Origin of the sequence: Serratia sp. JSRIV002 (genome assembly GCF_019968725.1) — a bacterium.
In the GTDB taxonomy this organism is placed as follows: domain Bacteria; phylum Pseudomonadota; class Gammaproteobacteria; order Enterobacterales; family Enterobacteriaceae; genus Chania; species Chania fonticola_B.
In genome coordinates this window covers 3,008,081-3,031,004 of record NZ_CP074143.1, presented here as the reverse complement: position 1 = coordinate 3,031,004, position 22,924 = coordinate 3,008,081, and the positions used below count along the sequence as shown (strand labels likewise).

The 22,924-nt window shown below is 54.4% G+C and carries 14 protein-coding genes, 3 pseudogenes and 1 riboswitch; of the genes and pseudogenes, 11 read left to right on the top strand and 6 right to left on the bottom strand.

Features of this window, described 5'->3' with window-relative positions; genetic code table 11:
- Positions 1–287: 287 nt before the first annotated feature.
- Positions 288–1,256, top strand: a complete 969-nt coding sequence (locus KGP26_RS14285; protein WP_223665618.1) for an acyltransferase family protein — start codon at positions 288–290, stop codon at positions 1,254–1,256.
- Here the strand turns inward: KGP26_RS14285 and KGP26_RS14280 are convergent.
- The 4 genes from KGP26_RS14280 to KGP26_RS14265 form a co-directional block, all read right to left on the bottom strand.
- On the bottom strand, positions 1,218–2,723 hold the full coding sequence (locus KGP26_RS14280; RefSeq protein ID WP_059200833.1) for a Na+/H+ antiporter NhaC family protein: 1,506 nt from the start codon (positions 2,721–2,723) through the stop codon (positions 1,218–1,220). The genes KGP26_RS14285 and KGP26_RS14280 overlap by 39 nt on opposite strands.
- Positions 2,724–2,834: 111 nt before the next feature.
- Positions 2,835–3,809 (bottom strand): AraC family transcriptional regulator, encoded by a 975-nt coding sequence (locus KGP26_RS14275; RefSeq protein WP_218519343.1) that lies wholly within the window; start codon positions 3,807–3,809, stop codon positions 2,835–2,837.
- Between the two features lie 227 nt (positions 3,810–4,036).
- A complete protein-coding gene (locus tag KGP26_RS14270; RefSeq protein WP_223665617.1) occupies positions 4,037–6,391 on the bottom strand; it encodes a beta-glucosidase in 2,355 nt (784 codons plus the stop codon).
- Positions 6,392–6,406: 15 nt separating this feature from the next.
- Positions 6,407–7,768: an MFS transporter gene (locus KGP26_RS14265; protein WP_021177947.1), complete on the bottom strand. Its 1,362-nt coding sequence runs from the start codon at positions 7,766–7,768 to the stop codon at positions 6,407–6,409.
- A 281-nt stretch (positions 7,769–8,049) separates the two neighbouring features.
- On the opposite strand from KGP26_RS14265, the pseudogene KGP26_RS14260 reads away from it, so the two are divergent.
- From KGP26_RS14260 to KGP26_RS14225, 8 genes and pseudogenes are all read left to right on the top strand, one after another.
- Positions 8,050–8,715: pseudogene (locus KGP26_RS14260) on the top strand (MFS transporter); the annotation flags it as partial.
- Between the two features lie 356 nt (positions 8,716–9,071).
- Complete coding sequence (locus KGP26_RS14255) at positions 9,072–10,175, top strand: AAA family ATPase (RefSeq protein ID WP_223665616.1); 1,104 nt, start codon at positions 9,072–9,074, stop codon at positions 10,173–10,175.
- Positions 10,176–10,187: 12 nt separating this feature from the next.
- A complete protein-coding gene (locus KGP26_RS14250) occupies positions 10,188–12,572 on the top strand; it encodes a DUF5682 family protein (RefSeq protein WP_223665615.1) in 2,385 nt (794 codons plus the stop codon).
- A complete protein-coding gene (locus KGP26_RS14245; RefSeq protein WP_223665614.1) occupies positions 12,572–13,696 on the top strand; it encodes a VWA domain-containing protein in 1,125 nt (374 codons plus the stop codon). Before KGP26_RS14250 ends, KGP26_RS14245 begins: the two co-directional genes overlap by 1 nt.
- Positions 13,693–15,738, top strand: a complete 2,046-nt coding sequence (locus KGP26_RS14240) for an SWIM zinc finger family protein (RefSeq protein WP_223665613.1) — start codon at positions 13,693–13,695, stop codon at positions 15,736–15,738. The genes KGP26_RS14245 and KGP26_RS14240 overlap by 4 nt, the downstream gene beginning before the upstream one ends.
- A gap of 42 nt (positions 15,739–15,780) precedes the next feature.
- Positions 15,781–15,877, top strand: a riboswitch (yybP-ykoY riboswitch).
- A gap of 150 nt (positions 15,878–16,027) precedes the next feature.
- Positions 16,028–17,044, top strand: coding sequence for a sodium:calcium antiporter (locus tag KGP26_RS14235; RefSeq protein WP_223665612.1), 1,017 nt, complete (start codon positions 16,028–16,030; stop codon positions 17,042–17,044).
- A 129-nt stretch (positions 17,045–17,173) separates the two neighbouring features.
- A pseudogene (locus KGP26_RS14230) lies at positions 17,174–19,713 on the top strand (heavy metal translocating P-type ATPase).
- A gap of 236 nt (positions 19,714–19,949) precedes the next feature.
- Positions 19,950–20,072 (top strand): annotated as a pseudogene (locus KGP26_RS14225) (MerR family DNA-binding transcriptional regulator); the annotation flags it as partial.
- 59 nt (positions 20,073–20,131) lie between these two features.
- Here KGP26_RS14225 and KGP26_RS14220 read toward each other — a convergent pair.
- On the bottom strand, positions 20,132–20,668 hold the full coding sequence (locus KGP26_RS14220) for a dihydrofolate reductase family protein (protein ID WP_223665611.1): 537 nt from the start codon (positions 20,666–20,668) through the stop codon (positions 20,132–20,134).
- A 128-nt stretch (positions 20,669–20,796) separates the two neighbouring features.
- Entirely contained in the window at positions 20,797–21,975 is a 1,179-nt protein-coding gene (locus KGP26_RS14215) for a hypothetical protein (protein WP_021806404.1), read from the bottom strand.
- A gap of 199 nt (positions 21,976–22,174) precedes the next feature.
- Here KGP26_RS14215 and KGP26_RS14210 point away from each other — a divergent pair, with 199 nt between their 5' ends.
- Both KGP26_RS14210 and KGP26_RS14205 read left to right on the top strand, forming a co-directional pair.
- The gene (locus tag KGP26_RS14210; protein WP_094981706.1) at positions 22,175–22,360 is read left to right on the top strand and encodes a hypothetical protein; all 186 of its coding nucleotides are present in this window, start codon (positions 22,175–22,177) and stop codon (positions 22,358–22,360) included.
- Positions 22,361–22,873, top strand: a complete 513-nt coding sequence (locus KGP26_RS14205) for a hypothetical protein (RefSeq protein ID WP_037375908.1) — start codon at positions 22,361–22,363, stop codon at positions 22,871–22,873. It abuts the gene before it with no gap.
- The last annotated feature ends 51 nt before the right edge of the window (positions 22,874–22,924 follow it).

Below are 22,924 nucleotides of genomic sequence, written 5' to 3'. Positions count from 1 at the left end.
AATTATATTTGTCATTTTTTTAAATAAAATCAATAACATAATAAAAAGTAACGGGTTGTTACTGGCTTGGGGGCTCAATGTGTTTCAAGCATAAAAATGCAGGTTGTATAAAAATAGTTAATATATCAAAACCTGTCTATCGGATTCTAGGAAAACTCCTATGATATGAGTAGTCATTCGGATCATGGTTAAAGATGCGCGTTGTGCAGTGAGTGTTAATGTACTAAGATTATTTTTATAAAAAACAGTAGGGTGTGTCACGTCAACCCGGTGATGGATGGAAAACCATGATCAACAATGTCAGCCAGCAGGCATTAAAGAGTTTAAGTTGTTTTGCCGCCGTCACCTTCTTCTCGACCAGCCAAATGTGTGCCTTCGAGTGTTTCCTCCATGCGAATACCATGGGCATATTGTACTTTGTATCTATTATCGCCAAGCCGTTGTTTTTTATCATTATCGGTTATATGGATGAGGTGGAGAAACTCACCAGGCAAGAAATCATGGTGAAAATAAAATCCATTATCCTGATCATGATTTTCTGGAACATTGTTTCATCCTTGATCAAAACCCAATACATTCATCAGGGATATATTCTACAAAATGGCATATTACTCAACATGGGGGTCATCTATTTAATTTACCCCATCATCCTTAAGGGTATTAAACATTTGAAAATCACTGCGGCCGTGTTTGCCGGGCTGGTTGCCGTTATTGCCCTGTTGGACATTTTCAGCCCGTTGGATACCCAAGATGACCCGCTGTTTATCTCCAGTTATTCGTTTATTTGGGTCTGGGGCGGCTACTACATTATTGGCCATGTGCTGGGGGAAGCACCGGGTCGCAGGTTCACCAAAAAACCCAGCGTGCAGTGGGCCGCCAGGCTGCTGGTGATCCCCATCGGTATCTCCATGTATTTCTACGAACTTTACCTATCAACCCATACCCAGATCAGCGTCGCCGGCTGGTTTGTATTGGAGCACTTGCACCTGTTGGGCATGAGCCTGGCGCTGTTTATCCTGTTTGATAATATCGCCATCAAGAGCCGATTGCTTACCCGCGTCGTGGAGTTTATCAGCCCAGCGATGGTGGGCGTCTATATCGTTCACTACAGCGTGTTCTATTTCATTACTACGCTGTATGACTTTAATGACGCCACGCTTAAATTTACCTTACTGGTCCTGGTTTTTGTGGCCTCGGTATTGGTTTCACGGTTGTTGTTACTCAACCGCTTTACGGCTCGGATTATCTCCTTCTGACGGGGCAGCCACCGGGATATGGCGAATATTAAAGCCGGTGATGCCTAGTGCCAGAGTGATCAGCGGTGCGGCAATATTAAAGATGGCAAACGGCATGTAGGCCATGGTCGAGACACCCAGTACCGCAGCCATATAAGCGCCGCAGGAGTTCCAGGGGATCAGCGGTGAGGTGACAATCCCGGCATCCGAAACGATGCGTGACAGGTTCTCAGGCGCCAGCCCCCGCTTGGCAAATTCGGCACGGTACAGCCGGGTAGGTAGCAGCAGCGCAATATACTGATCGCCCGCGGCAATATTCAGCCCAATCGCGGTAGCAACCACCGAGGTAAACAGCTTGCCCACGGTTTTGGCCCGCAGCAGCAGCGGCGTAACCAGTTTGTTCAGCAGGCCGAAGTCATCCACCATAATACCAAACGTCACCGCGCCGATAATCAGCCAGATCGTAAACAACATGCTGTCCATACCGCCGCGTGACAGCAGGGCATCAATCTGTTCTATACCTGAGTTCTCCTGGAAGCCGGTCGCCATCGCCAGCCAGGCCGCCTTGATGGCCAACAGCGGGCTGGCAAGACCGGGTTCGACAATAAAGCGTTCGATCACCTGCGGTTGCATAAAGGACGTCATGATCCCCGCCATCAAGGCCGAGCACATGATGGCTAACGGGGCGGGCACCTTGGCTACCGATAATGCCAACAGGAAAACCAGCGGCAACAGGTTCCACGGGGTGATGTGGAATAGTTCGTTAAAACGGGTCAGTTCGTTGTTGGTGATGGTGGCATCAAAGGCACTGTGCTGATTTAGCCCTAACAGAATAAAACCGATCAGGGCAATGACCGCCGCCGGAATGGTGGTCCAAAGCTGGGCGCGAATATGTTTATACAATTCGACGCCGTTGAGTTGAGCGGCCAATACGGTACTTTCAGACAGCGGCGAGATCTTGTCACCCACGTAAGCCCCGGAAATTACGGCACCAGCAGTAATTTCTGGTGATATCCCCAGCATATTGGCCAGCCCAACCAACCCGACTCCCAAGGTGCCCGCCGTGGTCCAGGAGCTGCCAATACTTAAAGAGACGCCAACGCAGACCAAAAAGGCTATCGGGTAGAACCAGTTGGGGGTGATCATGATAATGCCGTAATACACCATGGTAGGAATGGTGCCGGACATGTTCCAGGTGCCAATCAGCGCCCCAACGGAAAACAGGATAAAAATGGCCCCCGAGATGGTGGCAATGCCTTTGCGGCCAGACTCGGAAACCTCCTCCCAGCTATGGCCATTCTTCAGGATGACCATAGCGGTGATCATGGTGCTTAGGATGATGGCCACCTGCAAAGGACCGTTGACGGCTTCAAGTCCAAACAGAGCAACGGAAGATCCGACCAGCAAAATCAACGTCACTATCGGCAGTAGAGCATCCAGATAGCTTGGGGCTTTAACAGGGCGGGGAGTTTTAGCTGATTTGCTCATGGGCACGGCTCCACAGACAGTTAAGACAGGAGAGTTCAGGCAACGGCGATACCTGCGGTAGCTACTGCGGTAAGTATAGCCATGGGCGGCATAGGGCAATGATTATTTTAATTATTGCGGGTCAGCGTTGAAGCTTTGTAAACGTGCAACGATCTGCCGATCCAGTGGCAGACAGCGGAAATCGGTCATGATCTGCAGCTCTGCCGCCGAATTGATGGCGGTAAGGTAGCTTTTTCGGAACTCGGTTGGCGTCATGCGGCAATATTTGTTAAAGGCAAAAATCAGCTGTTTATGGCCGCTGAAACCGCAGGTGTAGCTGATGTCGGTGATCGGGATATTGGTGTCTTTCAGCAGCAGTTTGGCCTTATTAATTCTGATCATGGTCAGATATTCTTTAAAATTGTAGCCGCTGATCTTTTTGAAGATACGGGAAAAGTGGTGGTAGCTGACGCCAGCGTGCTCGGCAATGGTGGCCAGGTTGAGCTCATCGTCAAAATGCTGGTTGATAAACTCAATACCGTATTTGACCAACTGTTGGTCTTTTTTCCTGACGCCAACCTGCTGTTGATCTGCCTGGTTTGGCGCTGCGGCGGCAAGCGTGCCCAACAGATGATAAACCAGGGCAATGCGGGTAAACGAGGGGGGTGCGGTGACCAGGTTATCGAGCAGGGCGATCACGGCATTGCTAATTTGCCGCTCTGTTGCGCGGTCGCCCTGATTAAATATCAGCGGGGCCGGATGGGTTTCATCAAACAGATGGGGGGAAAACTGGATGGTCAGCAGTTGGCTGTTTGGGGCGCGAGCTTCAAGAGAATGAATTTCATCCGGGTTGATATACAACATGCTGCCCGCACTGGCTACCGAGGTGGCATGGCCTAGGGTCACGGAAAACTCGCCGGACAAGATGCAGATCAGCTCAGGGGCAGAGTGCCAATGGGGTTCGCAGTAGTAAACCTCGGCGGCGAAAACGTTGAGCTTTTCGGCGTCAAACGAGATCAGTTCATAGCCGCTGCCCTCATGGATCGCTGCTTGCGCCTGCGGATGGGATTGCGGCTTGGGTTGCCGGGTGACAGAGAAAGGAAACATCGGCTTATTTATCCCCAGAGGCTGGTGATGAAAATACGGGGGTGGGATCTTTCTCCCTCACCCTAACCCTCTCCCCAAGGAGAGGGGACAGCCCGTGCCACCGTGTGATCCCTGTGTTCAACCTTTGCATCGAACCAACACCTCATACCTATCGCTCTTAACCAAATTACATCACCGTACCAGCTCCCTCTCCCTGTGGGAGAGGGTTGGGGTGAGGGACTGGCGGCTCAATGGCTCCCAGCAGGCTCCGCTAATACAGCCTCCAACTCCTGCTGAGTAATAGCAATAGCCAGGAACTCCGTCAGGGCGATAAACAGGCCGCAGAACAGATCCGGAGCAATCGCGATGAGCTTTTCGCGCATCAGCGCCTCCGGCATGCCGTTTTTGCTGACCAATAACTTCACCACGCGGTCAAAAGCCGGCGGGGTAGCGATCAGCTGTTGCAACGAATTATCCACCTTTAGCGGTAAATAATAGGGCTTGGCGCACAGCTTGACCACCGTGCTCAGTGCAATATCCCGCGAAGAACGCGCTACGTGAAGCTGGTACTCGCCAGGATCGACCACCCAAGCGGCCATGCCTGGATGGAAACAGGCAAAGTCCGGCCATTCGAGCGTCATAGTCACCATTTTGCTTTCACCCGCCTCAAGGTGCACTTTGGCAAAGGCTTTCAACGCCAGGACTTCACGTGCCAGATCTCCCTGCGGTGCAGTCAGGTAAAGCTGTACGATCTCTTTACCGGCCCGATCGCCACGGTTGGTCACCTCAACGCTGACGGTTAAGGGCTGCCCCTCCTCAAGTTCCGTGACCGAAGTCGCCAGCTTGGCATAGCTAAACTGGCTATAGCTCAGGCCAAAACCGAATGGGAACTGCGGCGTCAGCTTACGTCGGTCGTAGTAGCGATATCCGACATACAGCCCTTCGCTGTAGTGATGGCGCAGGTTTTCACCTGGGTAATCGAGCCAGGCCGGAGTTTCTTCCAGAGTGTTAGGCACCGTAACCGTCAGCTTGCCACAGGGGTTGGCCCGGCCAAATAGAATATCCGCCACCGCACGGCCCATGCCCTGGCCCGCAAAGAAGGTCTCCAGCAGGGCTTTGCAGTCTGATAGCCAAGGCATCACCACCGCATCGCTGTTAGCCAACACGACCACCACATTAGGCTGCCGTTTGGCTACCGCACGGATCAGCGCTTCATGGCTAGGCAAGATATTCAGATCCCGGCGATCGCCGTTTTCGCCATCTTCGCCAATGGCAGTGCTGACGAACACCACGGCAACGTCCGCCTTGCTGGCTAGCTCAACCGCATGTGCCTGCGCTTGCGGGTCGACGTGATTATCATCGGGTGTGCCGATGGCATAATCGATCTGGAAGTCGTTACCAGCCACCTCGAAAATTTCATCCAGCGGACGATCGAGCATGTAAGGCACGGTGGTAGCACAGCCCGAGCCCTGGATCACCGGCTCCTGCGCCGGTTTACCCAATACGGCGATGGTGGTTTTCTTGCTGGCTAGCAGCGGCAGGATATTCCCTTCGTTTTTCAATAACACCATCGATTCGGCAGCCAACTGTTGTGCCAAGCGATGATGTTGCGGGAAATCGGCCTTGGTGCCCGGTTTGCGGTGGCGCTGCACCTTGTTGATCAGCGTTAACATCCGCAAGCAGGCAGTATCGAGAACCTCTGTAGAGATCTCTCCGCGTTCGATCGCCTGCAACAGCTCCTGTTTATCACGCTGGGTTTCCGGCATGGCCAAATCGTTACCCGCCAGCAAAGAAGCCGGACGGTCTTTGATGCCGTACCAGTCGGACATCACCAGCCCATCATAACGCCACTCATTGCGCAGTACCTCGGTCAGCAACCAGTGGTGTTGCGAGGTTTGCACGCCATTGAGCCGGTTATAGGACGACATCACCGTCCAGGGGTTGGATTTGTCGATTGCCCGCTTGAATCCCGAGAGGTAAATCTCCCGCAGCGCCCGTTCTTCCACCACCGAATCCATTTCGGTACGGCGGTATTCTGAGTTGTTGGCGGCAAAGTGCTTCAGGCTGGCACCCACGCCACCGTCCTGCAGTCCGTTGATCAGAGCTGCGGCCACGTCACCGCTGACCACCGGATCTTCCGAGTAATATTCATAGCCACGGCCTGCCAAAGGCGTGCGGCGAATATTGATACCCGGGCCAAGCAAAATACCGACGCCCATCTCCTGGCACTCTTTGGCCAACGCCTCGCCCATTTGGTACACCAGGTCCACGTCCCAGCTACAGGCCAGAGTAGAACCATTCGGGAAGCAGGTAGCCGGTTTGGATTTGCTGAACAGCGCCTCAGAGCCACCTTTTTGTTCTTCCTGCTCTACCTCGCCTGCGCTTTGCCCAATCACGGCGAGAAAATCGCTAATATGCCAATTTTCCCCTTGTTCGATCTGGCTGGTGCTGTAACGGACGCCGTAGGTGCCATCCGTCATCACAATGTCGCTAATGCCATGCTGCGGGAAACTGGCCGTGCGCCACAAGCCGCTACCGCTGAGCAGCGCCACTTTCTCTTCGGCAGTCATGGCGGCAATGATGGCGTGGAAATCTTTTTTCATAGGGATACCTGCTGGTTACTGCGCGCTAGCTTTGCGCAATTCGATGTCTTTAATGATATTTCGGTAGGTGTGCTCATCCAGCTTGTAGAAGAAGATAAACAGCATCCCCAGGGCAAACATCAGGCCAGGGAACAGCGTCATCATCATATTGATGCCGTTGAGCGCGTTGGCGCTGATATGCTCGGACGAGTAGTCAAAGTAATCGAGCATCAAGCCAGCACAACCGCCGCCAATCGCCATGGCAATTTTGGTGATGAAATTAAAGAAGCCATAAATTGCCCCTTCGGTACGTACGCCGTGTTTCCATTCGGCATACTCCACGGTATCGGCAATCATCGACCACATCGCGACAAAGCCCATCCCCAGAGTAATGCTGTACAGGCACACGCCGGTCATAATCAGGTAGGCGTTATCTCCTGCCAGGAAGTATTGGAACAGCAAGCCGACAATCCCGATCAGTAGCCCCAACTGGACCATTTTCTTTTTGCCCATCAGGCTGATGATTTTTTCTGAAATCACCGTCCCCACCACATAGGCCGCAGATTGGATGATGAAGAATTTGGCGGTAAAGCTTTCATCCCCCAGGGTGTATTTGATGAAGTAGATCGCAATGGCCATCCATACCGTATAGGCGATATAGAAAAACACCGTGAACAGGGAAAGATGGATTAACGGCAGGTTGCCGGAAACGGCGGTGATCATCTCTTTAAGCGTGGGAGCCTGTTGATCTGGCAAGCTTTTCACCCGCTCTTTGGTCATGCCAAAGCAGGCCAGGAAGAAAAAGGTGGCCAACAGGCTAAAGCAGCTGACGGCAAACACATAGCCCATCTTCTGATCGGTAAACTGTGAAATCAGCATGTCGGCAGTGGTCGAGACAATCAAGTAACCCACGATGGCCAACACAAAGCGGTAAACCGACAGCGAAGCCCGCGAGCCTTCGTGCTGAGTCAGCATATTGGTCATGGCCGAATAGGGCGTGTTGACCGCCGTGTAGGCCAGGCAATAGAGGGTGTAGGTGATCAGCGCGTAATAAAATTTATAGTCACTGTCGAAGGTGCTGAAACACAGGACCGTCAAGATCCCCAAGGGCACCGCGCCGTACAGCAGGTAAGGGCGCAGCTTGCCGTGCCGGGTTTGGGTTTTATCAATAAAGTAACCGACAAAAATATTAAAAATCGCATCCAGTACACGGGCGATCACAAAGATCAGGCTCGCCTGTACCGCGCTGATGCCGTAAATATTGGTATAAAAAAACAGTAAGAACAGGGAGACAAAGCCAAACGACAGGTTAGAGGCCAGATCGCCGAAGCCATAGCCCATCTTTTCCCGTACGCCGACCTTCACATAACTGTCTGAGACGATTTCTGTTGTTTTCATTTTACTTACTCACTCAGGTTGATTCGCCTTGAGTATACCGAGAGCGCCAAGAGTGGCTTGCCAGCGGTTGTTTATACAGTTCCTATTTTTTGCTCGCCCCCGGCTTTGTCACGGAGTTGTGAGAATGCTCACAGGTATTGCTAAATCGAACATGTTCTATCGTAGGACGCACGCTCTTACACATGGCGTTTAGTGCACTTATAAACTGCATACCCTGCGTCTTCCGCCATGTCATGGTTTGCCCTAGGCTGACTGAAAATTTATTCAGGAGCCCAACCACCATGAAAACCGACGCACCAAACGTCCTATCTCTTTCACCCTCAGCCCTGCGTGGCGGGCTAATCAGCCTGGCCTTGCCAACGCTGCTTTCCTCGCTAGGCAGCAGCATCACCAACGTCAGCCTACCCACATTAGCGCAGGTGTTCGGCGCTTCGTTTCAAGATGTGCAGTGGGTGGTGATCGCCTATCTGCTGGCGATCACCACGCTAATTGTGGGCGTCGGGCGGTTGGGGGATATCATCAGCCGTCGCAAGTTGTTACTGGCCGGACTGGGCCTGTTTATGCTCGCCTCGCTGGGTTGTGCTGTCGCTCCGACCATCTGGTGGCTGATTGCGGCCCGCGTTGCGCAAGGGGTAGGGGGAGCAGTGATGATGGCCATCACCTTGGCGCTAGTTGGTGAAACCATCAGCAAGGATAAGGTCGGACGGGCGATGGGGTTGCTTGGCACCTTGTCCGCAGTGGGGACCGCGCTTGGCCCTACGCTGGGTGGCGTTTTGATTGCCGGGTTCGGCTGGCAGTCAATTTTCCTGATCAACCTGCCGCTGGGGGGCGTTGCGCTATTTTGCGTTTATCGCTATCTCCCGCAAACCGATCCGCAGCAGGTAACAAAACAGAGGAGCTTTGATTTCGTTGGAATGGCCTTGCTCGGTTTGACGCTGGCGCTATTCACCGGCCGTATTCTTGGGCTGGCTAACAAAGGCTGGCGCCGTGGCGATGCCCAAGACGGCGGCGCAATCATGGACTTTATCAAACCCATCGATCGCCGGTTAGGGTTTAGCCTGTCGTTTGAACCCTGCATTATCGTGGGCATGGTCGATGAATATCCTGAACAGACGCTGGAGACGGTGGTGATCGATGACGGTCAGTATTACTGGCAGCGAACCGAAGAACGCAAACCATTCACTATTGTGGATGACATCGTCATCAGCGAACTGATCCGCGATATGGAAGCCCTGCGCGCCTAAGCTTGCCTTGATCCCGACGTATGTCGGGATCGTACCGCCTACCAAGAGAATCCATCCCTATGTCTGAACAACAAAAAATGCAGCGGCCACCAGCGGAAACTCAATACGCGGAACAACTTGCCCTGTTGGCAGAGTTGGATAACCAACCGCGCCCGCCGGGCTGGGCACTGAGCCTGAATGCCGCCCGGCGCTTTATTCTGGGTGACGAAAAGTTGGGCATTGAGCGCAAAATTGTCGCCGACGTGGCCTCGATTGAGCGGATGCTGGTGACGCTGGCGACTGGCCGCGGCCTGATGTTGGTCGGTGAGCCGGGCACCGCCAAATCCATGCTGTCCGAACTGCTGGCGACCGCCATTTCTGGCACTTCCAGCCTGACGATCCAGGGCGGGGCATCGATTACTGAAGATCAGATCAAGTATTCATGGAACTACGCCATGCTGATTAACGAAGGGCCCTCACTGAAAGCGCTGGTTCCGGCACCGCTTTATCAAGGCATGCGCGACGGCAAAATCGTACGTTTTGAAGAGATCACTCGTGCGCCGTTGGAAGTGCAGGACTGCCTGCTGGGCATGTTGTCCGATCGCGTGATGACCATCCCCGAGCTGAATGATGACCATAACCTGCTGTATGCGCAGGAAGGATTCAACATTATCGGTACCGCCAACACCCGTGACCGCGGCGTGAACGAAATGAGTGCCGCCCTGAAGCGCCGCTTTGATTTTGAGACCGTATTTCCGATCATGGATTTCCAACAGGAACTGGATTTGGTGGCTACGGCGTCCAACCGGCTGTTGGAAAAGAGCGCCATTCCTCATACCGTCCCCGTCGAGGTGTTGGAGCTGCTGGTCACCACCTTCCGCGATCTGCGTGGCGGTGAGAAATCAGCGGGTAAAGGCGGTGGCGACAGCGCCATGGATCGGTTAACTGCCGTGATGTCGACCGCCGAGGCGGTGAACGTAGCCCATGCGGTTGGGGTGCGGGCATGGTTTCTTGAACAGCGCAGCGGTGAGCCTGCCGATCTGGTGGAATGTATCGCCGGGACGGTGGTTAAAGACAATGCGGACGATCGGGCAAAACTCAGGCGCTATTTTGAGCAGAAGGTCGCGAAAAAGCCCGGCAACCACTGGCGAGCCTATTACCAAGCCAGACACCGTTTGCCTTAAAGGCGCTGCGTAATGAATAAATCACCGGAAATCATTGGCATCCGCCACCACAGCCCGGCCTGTGCCCGGCTGGTAGCGGCGAGAATTAGCGCCCTGAAACCGCGCTACGTGCTGATAGAAGGGCCGATGGACTTCAACTCCCGGCTTGATGAGCTGTTTTTGCCTCATAAGCTGCCGCTGGCTATCTATAGCTATGGCGTGCCGCAACAGCCTGGGCAGGGCGTGCGCAGAGGTTCCTGGTCACCGTTTGCCGAGCATTCTCCAGAGTGGCAGGCGCTGCAACAAGCGCGGGCGATCAAGGCGGAAATACGCTTTATGGATCTGCCGGCCTGGCATGTTGCGTTTGCCGATATTGCTAACCGCTACGCCGATTTAGCCGATGCCGAACAACAGCAACGGGCAGAGGATTTTGAACAGGCACTGAGCCAAGAGCTGGGCATTCAGGGGCGCGATGCGCTTTGGGATCGGTTATTTGAAGATCAGTGCGATGTGCAGGAGTTGGAGCAACGTCTAAGCCACTATTTCAAACGGTTACGCGGAGAGGTTCCCGGTTCGCAGGGGAACCAGGATCGTGAAGCCATGATGGCCCGTTGGATCCGCTGGGCCATGGATCAACGGGACGGGGCCGTGTTAGTGGTGTGTGGCGGCTATCACGCACCCGCCTTGATGAAGCTGTGGCAAAACCTCCCCAGTGAAGAACATGAGCCTGAACTGCCCGCTATAAGCCAATGTTTTGACGATTGGCAAGGCGACACTCAATACACCACCGGCTCTTATTTGGTGCCCTACAGCTATAAGCGGCTGGATGCTTTCACCGGCTATGCCTCGGGCATGCCGTCACCGGCGTTTCAGCAGTGGGTGTGGGAATTTGGCTTGGAGCAGGCAGGACTATACGCTTTCCAGCGCATACTAGAGCGGTTGCGCAAGCTTAACCTTCCGGCATCGACCGCTGATATGGGCGCAGTTTATCTACGGGTTCAGGCACTTGCGCGGCTGCGCGGCCATCAGTTGCCGTTACGCAATGACTGGCTGGATGCCATGGCCGGTTCGCTGGTGAAAGAGGCGATGGATGTCCCGCTGCCGTGGACCTATCGCGGCCCTTTACGGCCAGGAACCGAGCCCATTCTGGTACAAATGATGGCGGTATTGGCCGGAGAGTCTCACGGTAAATTGGCGGCCAATACGCCACGCCCACCGTTGTTGATTTCGCTGGAGCTCGAGCTAGAACGGTTGGCGATTACGATCCCCTCAGAGGTCAAACTCGACCTGCTTAAACCTGAGGATCGCCAGCGTAGCAGAGCCTTACATCAGTTATTGCTATTGGCGATCCCGGGCATTCACTGCCTGAAGGGCGTTGGGCAAGCCATGTCGGGGGAAATGAGCGAACACTGGCAGCTTCGAGCACCGCTTGAGCAGGTTGCTGCGCTGATTGAGGCGGCCTCCTACGGCGCTACGCTGTCCGATGCGGCACTGGCCAAGCTGGAAGAAGCCTTGCTGGAGTTGCACGGTAGCCAGGGGATAGTGGTGGCGCTGGTTAAATTACTGAATCAGGCGGCGTTGGCCGGGCTGGCGGATTTCAGCAGCCGAATAGTAGAACAGCTTACTGCGGCGGTGAGTCAGGAAGGGAGCTTTGAGGACCTCGGTTTCGCGCTGGAAGCGGCCCACACGCTGTATCGCCACGGTGAAAGCGTAGGTATGCAAGGATCAGCGATCTTGTTGACGGTGATCCAGATAACCTTCGACCGCGCACTATGGCTATGTGAAAGCTATGGCAGCGTGAACCCCGCCGACAGTCATCGGCACATTGCGGCATTTCAGGCGATCCGCTTGGTGACGCGGGATCTGCTCGCGCTGCCTGATGCCGACCGCAATACGTTATTTCCCGTGCTGGAAGCCGAACGCGCGCTCACCGTTTGGCAAAGAAAAGCCGCGTCTACCGATGCCGATCCGCTAAGCCGTGGTGCGGCATTGGGTGCGTTGCTCAGCCTGAACGACACCCAGCCTGATACCGCATCGGTGATGGCACAGCCGCTAGCGCTGCTGGCCACCTTGGCAGCCAATAAAATGGGCGATGCGCTCAGCGGATTGATTGCGTTGGCACGCCACCAGTTGACCCAGGATTTAACCTTTGTTGACGGCCTGAACCAGTTGGTTACCGCACTGGACGACGAAGACTTCCTGCTGGCCTTACCCGCGATGCGCGGTGCATTTGCCTGGCTGCCACCAAGGGAGCGCGGTGAGTTTGCCCGCCAGATACTTGAGCTGCATCAGGCGGTGCATTTGCCGGTTTCGTCCTTAAATCGCGAAATTACTGCCGCAACGCCGCAAGAGATTGCTGCAATGCAACAGGCCGAAAAGCGGGCACTGGAAATCCTTGGCCAATGGGGGCTGGTGTAATGGCAAATCAATTAACCCCAGAGTTACAGCGTTGGCGCTTGCTGTTAGGCGAAGCCGCCGAAGCCTCGCTGGGTGAATTAGACGATCACTATCGCTCAGTTGATAGCGCCCTGGAATGGCTGTATGGCCGGGATCCGGAACGTTTGGCCCGCGGTGAGCGCGGAGCCAGCCTGGGTAAGTCCAACCTGACTACGCCTGAGTGGATTAATGAAATTCATCAGCTGTTCCCGAAAGAAGTGATCGAACGGCTGGAGGTGGACGCGGTTGAGCGCTACGGCATTGACGATGTGGTCACCAATCTTGACGTGCTGGAACGTATTGAACCCTCGGAAGCGTTACTAAAAGCGGTGTTACATACCAAACACTTGATGAACCCGCAGGTGTTGGCCGCCGCACGCCGATTGGTGGCGGAAGTGGTACGGCGGATCATGGAACGCCTGGCGCGTGACGTGCACCAGTCATTTTCCGGTAGCCGCGACCGGCGCCGTCCCTCGCAGGTCAAGGTGGCGCGTAACTTTGATTTTAAACGCACCGTTGCCGAAAACCTGCACCGCTGGAGCCCGCAGCACGGCAAGCTGTTTATCGAAACCCCGGCGTTTATGAGCCGCGTTAAACGCCATAGTGAACGTTGGGACATCATCCTGCTGGTCGACCAGAGTGGCTCGATGGTGGATTCAGTGATCCATGCCGCAGTGATGGCAGCCTGCCTGTGGAATTTACCGGGCATGCAAACGCGGTTGGTCGCTTTTGATACTGCCGTGGTGGACTTGACCGCAGACGTCAGCGATCCGGTTGAACTGCTGATGAAGGTGCAACTCGGTGGCGGCACCAATATCGCCAAGGCGGTGGGTTATGCCCAGTCCTGCATCACCAATCCCCAACGCACGATCGTGGTATTGCTGAGCGATTTCTTTGAGGGCGGCAGCGAAAGTGAGCTGGTCCGGCGGGTGCGTACCTGCATTCAGACCGGAGCCAAAGTACTGGGGCTGGCGGCGTTGGATCATCAGGCCAATCCACAATACGATCGTGATATGGCTAACCGGCTGGTCGCGGTCGGCGCACAAATTGGCGCCATGACGCCCGGCGAACTGGCGGCCTGGCTGGCAGAAAAGGTACAAGGATGACTCAACGTTCCGATTTACTCGAACTCACGCCGGAAGCCCTGATGGCGTTAAGCAACGCGGGCTTCGTCAAGCGCGCGCAGAAAGAGGTCGCAGAAGGAAAACTGCCTGAACTGACAGAGCGTGACGACGGCTGTATTGAGGCCAGGTTCGGCGACGGCAACCAAGTCACTTTTCCGCCAGGAAAAACCTTGCGGGATGCGGCCTGTAGCTGCCCGGCCAGCAGCATGTGCCGCCATCGGGTCATGCTGGTCCTGGCCTATCAGGCGTTACATGCTAGCGGGTTGTCCCCAGAAGCTGACGATGTTCAGCCGCAAGAACCTGTACCAGCTTGGTCACCGGCCAGATTTAGTGAACAGCTTAGTGATGTCCCGCTCTCGGTCATTAGCCGGGCGAAAAAGTTGATCCAAGGCAGCGTCGTAGTGCAGTTGAGCAAAGGTAGCGGGGCGCAAGCCACTCCGTCAGCGCGTTTACCGATGTGTGACGTGCGGTTTTTCTCCCGTAGCAGCCTGGCCCATGCACGCTGTGACTGTATTCAGGAGACGATTTGCGAACATATTGTGATGGCGGTCTGGGGTTTTGAACAGGCCGAGATCAGCCAGCCAGACTTTGAGCAGTTAACGCTGCAAATCCGCTTGCCTGACGGTGAACAGGCGCAGGCAAACGCCTTATTTGACCAGCCAGAGGCGGTGCTATTACAAACGTCGTTGGATAAATTGCTGCTCAAACTGTGGTCGGACGGCAGCAGCCAGCCAGAGAGGGCCATCAAACCGCTGATGGCGGAAGTGAGTCGCCATGCCCAGCAGCTTCAGTGGCGCTGGGTAAGCGAAAGCCTGGCAGATATTCAGCAAGGGATGGCCGATCAGCATAATCGTTCAAGCCGCTATCATCCGGTCGAATTCTTGCAGCGCATCAGCGGGCTTTCCGCCCGGCTAGTCGCGGCCAGGTGCATGGACCAACAGGCGCAGCAGCAGAGCTTACCACGCCTTCCAGCGGCTGAAATTCTTGGTCTGGGCGTCAAAGGTGAGATCCAACTGGAACATCTGAAACTGGTGTCACTCGGTGCACGTTATTGGGCCGACGAGCAGCAGGAAGGGGTGGATCTGATCTACACCGACCCGGACTCCCAAGCGCTGATGGTGATCGAACGCCAGTGGCCTAGAAATAGCGATCCACAAGGCGTGGCGACGCCGATAGGCAGCCGCAGGATTGCCGGCCACCCGGTAAAAAAACTGGCGGCCTGCCAGGTGATCACCAATGCCGCCAAACGCCGGGCAAACGGAGCGTTGGACATTGCCAGCGGTAAGCAATATACCAGCGTATTGCCGCTCTCTGCCCGTGCGTGGGAGCTGCTGGGGGAACCGCTCAGGCAGCCTGATGCGGCAGCGCTGAAGCGTCATCTCCAGCAGGCATTGCCGGATTTTGTACGCCCGAGACAGCCGATCGAACAGCTGCATATTTTACCGGTTAGCGAGGTGCTCGACTGGTGCTGGGACCCGGCCTTGCAGTGCTTGCAGCTTGAACTCTTAAGCGGAGAGGCTGGTAATGATAATTTGGTGACGGTGTCACTAAATTACGATAGTGCTGCCCCTCAAGCTATCGAGGTATTGGCCAGGGCAATGCTCACGCCAGCAACTTCGCCGCGGTTGATTTCAGGCAGGGTGAAGATCGCGTCAGGCAAACTGATTATCGAGCCGTTAGCCGTCGCCAGTGACACCCAGATTTTCTCGCTGTGTGCCGATGAGGCTGAGCCTTTCCCGATGGAGCGCCAGGCCGATCTGCAACAGCGCTCAGGCATGCAGCAAGCGTTGGCAGACACCGAAACGTTGCTGGCTCAGTGGCTACAGCAGGGGATCCGGCATCAAGGAGGGCGCGGGATTGAGCGGGTGGAAATCCTGGCCAAGGCGCTAAATGGCTATGGCCTGGTGCAGCTGTCTGCAGGGTTAAACGAGTTACCCGAGCGTATTCGCTCCAATAACCACACGCAATTAGTCCAGCGGTTGATGACGATTTATCAAATGCTGCGCCTGGTGAAAGACCGGTAGAGTAATTGACTTTGACAGCGCCATGACAGTTCGACTAAGCTTGCCCCACTCATTTGGGGAGTAGCCTTCCTTCATCATGAAGGAGGATGTGTCAACATACTCAGCAACTTGCTGTGGCACATCCGTCGATCAGATTGGCGAGACCATAGGGGTAATATTTCTTTTGGATTGGACGAGGAATATTACACCATGGTTTGCTACGTCCAGTCGGTATTTCCATTATGTCTCTTTTTGCTGCTTTACCCTCAACTAACCTCACCCAAAAGCCTGGCGAATTGAGGGCTAAAGGATGACGCTGTCATTTTTCCAACTCGCAATATCTTTAGTCGTCATATTGATTGCCTCCGAAATTTTCACCAATGCCCTGGAGCACCTTGGCGAAAGGTTGAAGATCTCTGAAGGGGTAACCGGTTCGCTTTTTGCCGCCATTGGCACCGCCTTACCTGAAACCATGGTGCCCATTTTGGCCCTGGTTGCCGGCACGTCAGCGGCTAATGTTAACGAAGAGATTGGCGTAGGGGCGATATTGGGCGCGCCGCTGATGCTGTCTACGCTGTCGGTCTTTTTGATGGCGCTGGCTGTGGTAAGACGGCGGGGTATTAACGGGGCAATCGTCCCAGAGCCCAGCGGGTTTATACGGGATACGCATTTCTTCCTGCTGGCTTTTGTGTTAGCCGCGATCGCCTTGTTCATTCCTGTAGAGATGAAAGTCGCCAGGATGGGCGTCAGCGTGTTGTTGGTCTTGCTTTATGTCACCTACATGGTAAAAACCTTACACGCGTCGAAAAAATTAGTGGCTGAAGGCAATGGAACCGCAGCAGATAACGTCATGTTCTTATCCCGAGTGGGATTGCCCACCACGCTATTCACCATCATCCTGCAAACTTTAATTGGTTTGGGCGTATTGGTGGCGGGGGCTTTAGGTTTTATAGACGGCGTTGCCGCAGTATCGGAAAAGCTTGGCATCTCTGTGTTGTTACTGTCATTGATTATCATTCCTATAGCTACCGAATTGCCAGAGAAGGTGAACAGCATTCTCTGGATACGCAAAGGGAAGGATACTCTGGCATTAGGCAATATTACCGGCGCAATGGTTTTCCAAGGCACCATATTACCCGCCATCGGGATATTATTGACGCCATGGCAACCCCGGCATGAAGTGCTGATCGGGGTGTTTATTACGCTTTCATCGGCATTTTGGCTGTGGATCAACGCCAGAAACAAAAATCTGAAAGTGTGGATGCTATTTATTAATGGGGCTTTCTATTTCGCTTATATTATCGCCTCAATCTCATTTAGCGGCTAAATAATCAGATGTAGGTCAAAGCGATAACCCTGCTCACTCCCCCACGGAACTGATTGCTAACAGACCTTGACCTTCCCCTGGTGGGAAGGTTTAAGCTTTTTGTTACCGAAACTTCCCAGGAGTAGAACCATGGCTTCCGTTTTCGTCCCATCAGGTTCCAATCAAGCGGCTCGTCTGAGCCTGCCGGTCGAAGGAATGACCTGTGCATCGTGCGTTGGCCGTGTCGAACGCGCTTTAAAAGCCGTTCCTGGCGTGCAAACAGCTACGGTCAATCTTGCCACCGAGCGGGCAGATGTCACCTTTAGCGGCGTGGCCGATCTACAAGCGACCGTTAGTGCTATCGAGAGCGCCGGTTACGCCGTCCGTGAAGAGACTACGGAACTGGCGATCGAAGAGATGACCTGCGCATCCTGCGTCGGAAGAGTTGAGAAGGCATTGACACAACTTCCAGGCGTCCTCTCTGCCAGCGTCAACCTGGCGACCGAGCGTGCGCGGGTACGGCACCTCGCCGGGGTTATCTCCACCGCTGACCTTGAAGCGGCGGTTGTGCAGGCGGGTTACAAGGCACATCGTTTGTCTGCCGAAACGCCGAATGTGAACGATCAGGATACCGAACGCCGCGAGAATGAAGCGCGCGGCTTACGCCGCTCTTTGCTGATTGCGGGCATTCTCACTTTGCCGGTCTTTATCCTTGAGATGGGCTCGCACCTTATTCCCCCGATGCACCATTGGGTGCAAGGCGTTTTAGGTGAACAGACGAGCTGGTATATACAGTTTGTACTCGCCACCCTGGTGCTGTTCGGCCCGGGCCTGCGCTTTTTCCGCAAGGGTATCCCGGCGTTGTTGCGTGGTGCTCCCGATATGAACTCGCTGGTGTCGGTGGGTACGGCAGCGGCGTACGGCTATTCGGTGGTGGCGACTTTCATTCCCGAGGTGCTGCCTAAGGGAACCGCTAACGTTTACTTCGTAGCCGCCGCGGTCATCGTGACCTTGATCCTGCTTGGGCGCACGTTGGAGGCTCGCGCCAGGCCATCAAACGGCTGGTCGGGCTTCAGGCAAAGACCGCGCGCGTTGAACGTAACGGCGATACCGTTGAGATCCCGCTCGATCAGGTGACCACAGGTGACGTGGTGTTCGTTCGTCCAGGGGAGAAGATCCCTGTCGATGGCGAGGTCGTCGAGGGGGCATCTTATGTGGATGAGAGCATGATCACCGGCGAGCCGTTACCCGTATCGAAGGGCGTAGGCGCTGCCGTTGTCGGTGGCACCATCAACAAGACCGGCGCTTTCAGCTTCCGCGTCACCAAGGTTGGGGCCAATACCGTGCTGGCGCAGATCATCCGCCTGGTTGAGGAAGCGCAGGGCTCCAAGCTACCGATCCAGGCGCTGGTCGATAAGGTGACCATGTGGTTTGTACCGGCAGTGATGGCTGCCGCCGCGCTGACGTTCCTGGTCTGGCTGATCTTCGGCCCGGATCCGGCGCTGACCTTTGCGTTGGTGAATGCGGTTGCGGTGCTGATTATCGCTTGCCCGTGCGCCATGGGGCTGGCTACGCCGACGTCAATTATGGTCGGTACCGGGCGCGCCGCTGAACTTGGCGTGTTGTTCCGCAAGGGGGAAGCCTTGCAGGCGCTGCGTGATGTGAGCGTTATTGCTCTCGACAAGACTGGCACCTTGACCAAAGGACGCCCAGAACTCACCGATCTCGTTCCCGCCAAGGGTTTTGAGTACAGCGAAGCGCTGGCTCTGGTGGCGGCGGTTGAAACCCGCTCTGAGCACCCGATCGCCGAAGCGATTGTGCTGGCCGCCAAACAGCAAGGCATCACGCTGGCCCCCGTTGAAGGCTTCGACGCCGTGCCGGGCTTTGGCGTAACGGCCAAGGTTGATGGCAGGGTGGTCTCCGTCGGTGCGGATCGGTTCATGACGCAGCTTGGCCTTGATGTGGCGAGCTTCAAGTCTGCCGCCCAGCGCCTGGGTGAACAGGGTAAGAGCCCGCTCTATGCCGCTATCGACGGTCGTCTGGCGGCGATTATTGCGGTTGCCGATCCGATCAAGGAAACCACGCCAGAGGCTATTAAGGCGCTGCACGCGCTGGGCCTCAAAGTGGCGATGATCACCGGCGACAATGCGGCAACGGCGGCGGCGATCGCCAAACAGCTCGGTATTGATGAAGTTGCGGCAGAGGTATTGCCCGACGGCAAGGTTGCTGCGCTGAAAAAGTTCCGGGCCAACGGGGCGCGAGTAGCCTTTGTGGGGGACGGTATCAACGACGCCCCAGCGTTGGCGGAAGCGGACGTAGGGCTAGCCATCGGCACCGGTACCGATGTAGCTATCGAGGCGGCCGACGTAGTGTTGATGTCTGGCGACCTGCGCGGGGTGCCGAACGCTATCGCACTCAGCCAGGCGACGATCCGCAACATCAAACAGAACCTGTTCTGGGCCTTTGCCTATAACGCGGTGCTGATCCCGGTGGCGGCAGGTGCGCTTTATCCATGGAACGGCACTTTGCTTTCGCCGATCTTCGCGGCGGCGGCGATGGCGCTCTCCAGCGTCTTTGTTCTCGGCAACGCGCTGCGGCTTAAGCGCTTCCAGGCTCCGATGACGGTTGAGGCTTCTAGCGGGACGGCGGAAAGCGGGGCGGAGATTATCCCCGTTACCGCAAGTAAATGACCGATGTCGGGCCATGGTGATGCCCCTCACCCTAACCCTCTCCCACAGGGAGAGGGGACCGACCGTGCTACAAATGGATTCAAGTGTTTACCTTAGCTCCGGAGCTTCGAGGCTGTGTAAGTTGATCTCCACACCTGACCGCAGCTCCGAATCAGCTCCCTCTCCTTGGGGAGAGGGCTGGGGTGAGGGAGACCAGTGACAATAACGCTAACTGTAGCCCTATGAAGGAGTGAACGATGAATATCGGTCAAGCAGCCAAGTCCTCCGGCGTTTCAGCCAAAATGATCCGCTACTACGAACAGACCGGTTTGCTCCCCTAGGCCATACGGTCGGATGCGGGCTACCGCCATTACAGCTCTTAGGACGTACATAGCCTGCGTTTTATCCGCCGATCACATTCCACGGCGTCTAATCGGCACTACTTTCTTATAGTTAACACGCTTTCTAACGCACCACTTTGTAAAAACCTGTTGGTCACTGGTGTCACAACCACGTTACGGTTGACTGGTAGGATCTTGATCCCTTCACCCAGAAATACGGGAATGGTTGTGATATGTAATTGGTCCAATTCACCAGCATCGGCGAAAAATGCAGCGGACTTACCCCCTCCAACGACCCAAACATCCTTACCTTTTGCCGCCAGTTTTGCATGCCTGGCAATATCATTAGCATTGCCACAAACTTTACTTATGCCTGTGCCTTGCGGTATTGCCAGATCCTGACTTGTCAAAATGAACGCCGAAACATCTTGATAAGGCCAGTCGCCATGGGCATTCTCCATTATCCAGCTGTATGTTTTTCCTCCCATAATCACTGCGCCAATACTCTGGTAGAAGTCATCATAGGGTGTAGCATCATCGCCTAAAATAAAATTAGTCAGCCAGTCAAGCTCATGATCCTGGGTGGCAATGTAGCCATCCATAGATGCTGCAACATAATAAATTAACTTCGACATTCGATATCCTTGGTTTGCTAAGCGGGCGCAGCATGCAGCGCCCCTACGTTTTTAGCCTGTTGGGTGTTGTCAGCAGTCTTGCGACTTGCGCTTCTTCGGCGAACTTCACCACTTTATCATCAGGCGTATTAGCATGCAGGCAAGACTGGATTCTGGGCTACCTCTTGCCTCAACGGCTCAAATTGGCACTGGCTGAATAAGCGGAGGATCGCTACTGGAGTCAAAGGGTTGAGTGCCAGCGAACGGTTAAACTGAAACAGACTGCTGGCAGTGTCGTACAAATTGGTATCAGAAGCCGGAAATTCAGCATAGCCAAAGGTGCGGAACGGCGGCGTTTTATCGCGTACTTGAGGACACCTAACCGCGAGTTGTTCCACCCAACGAGAAAAGATTGGCCAATCTATCATGTCATCTTCCGTCAGTGCTGCCATACCGGCAAAGCACTCCTCGGTAAACACGTAGGGATGCTGCGCCAGCTTTTGCCATACGAGTCGGGCGCCTGTGCTCGGATTTGGATTAAGGAAAAACTGCCGGTTATGAGCCAGCCTGCTCAGGACAAACAGATCCATCGATTGACTAAGCTGGGCCAATATATGGCTGGATATGGCACGTTCCGCCAGTTCACCTCTGACCCATACATTGACGTCGTCCAGTAGCTCCATCATCAACGCTTCATCTTCATGATAGCGAGAAACCAGCCGGCACCTGACCAAATGAGAAGGATCTTTGGTCAGTGACTGCAACAGGGCTTTAGAGGGATTGACCAGCCGGAAAATCATATTTTCACGCACGGCCTCATCCGGATGATGAATAGCAATATTTGCCCAGCATGCTGGCCATGCCGGGTTGGCTGCCGACTTATCAAGGATAGGGCCAACGGGGTCCAAAAAATAGTCTGAGTACACTTTGTCCGCAGCGCGGTCATGGTCTGCTCTTGAAGCCATTGATTGGCTGGCAAGCCCCTCTACCAGCGTTGGATAGTGGGAATTCAACGCCTCCCATGCCAATGCCTCGCTGGCATACTGCCATGGTTGCCAACGCCAGACCAACTCTGGCCATACCATGCAAGGCACGATAAACGGCTGTTTGCTTTGCTGCGCCACCTGAATTTTCACATCCAGCGACAAGGCGGGCAGCACATCTAGCAGAACCTGAGTGGCGGTATCTTGCGCATTAGCGACGGCTTTTAAAAAACGATCTGGGAATGCCGCCCAACCGTGTTCAATCAGCAAGGCCGCAAAATCTGGCGCATTGAGGAGCTTACTGACGGTATTACTGCGGGCTTGGCCTAAGTCTGAGATGTCCATGGATCGCTGCTTTTGATTATTCCTTCAGTGGGGAAATACTATCCGATCGGGGATGTGGTGAATAGATGGGGGGGATGCATTCTCCGAGCGAGTTCTCTACCGGGGGCTGGGAGGCGAATTTCACCACTTTGTTCATCCTTGTCCGCCATAAAGAATGTACTACTGTTAATAGATGTATCCGTGATGGAAGAAGCTTGGTATGGCAAAACCTTCGTTCCCCCGTTTGATTGCCGTGTGCCTGCTGGTCATTGCAGCCCCTTTGTCTGCTGTAGCGCTACTTGCGCTAACCGTTACTGAGAGAAAAACGTACAGAGTCACTGCACCGTATCTTTCAGGAGAAGAGGGCTCTCAAACAACACCACTCATATTTAAAGAGGTCATTTAAATGCTTAATAAGTCAGTGGCTATGGTATGTTTGTTAACAGTGGTGCCCGCATGTGTCGCAGGTGAAATAAATTTATACTCTATTAACACCGGCTCCTTTGTGTATCATACGATAAACAATGAGGGGCAATACACGGAGAACTTTGATAACAAATTTTTCTCCGTAGAACGAAAGTTTTCTGAGGATTCAAAATATAGTATTTTGGTTGGCACAATGAAAAACAGTTTCAATGACCGCTGTATCGCACTGGGTCTGCGAAGAGACTGGATGTCTAATGACTCTGGATGGGTTTTTAAGGGTGTTTACGGATATGTTGGTGAGTTCTTTTTTGATGCTTTCAGTCAATGTGGTAATGACGGCTCATATAAAAAGTTCAAGGATACTACCGGCGTGGGGTTCTCTCCCTATATCTATCATGCGGTTCAATACAACTTTACCAGCTACTTTGGGGTGGAAAGTGGTATTATTCTTCCCTCAATCTTTGTCGTTAGCGCACAATGGAGTTTCAGGTAGTTTTCAGCGACAGGCTTTGCATGTATGCACACTCGTGCTCTGTGCCAAGGG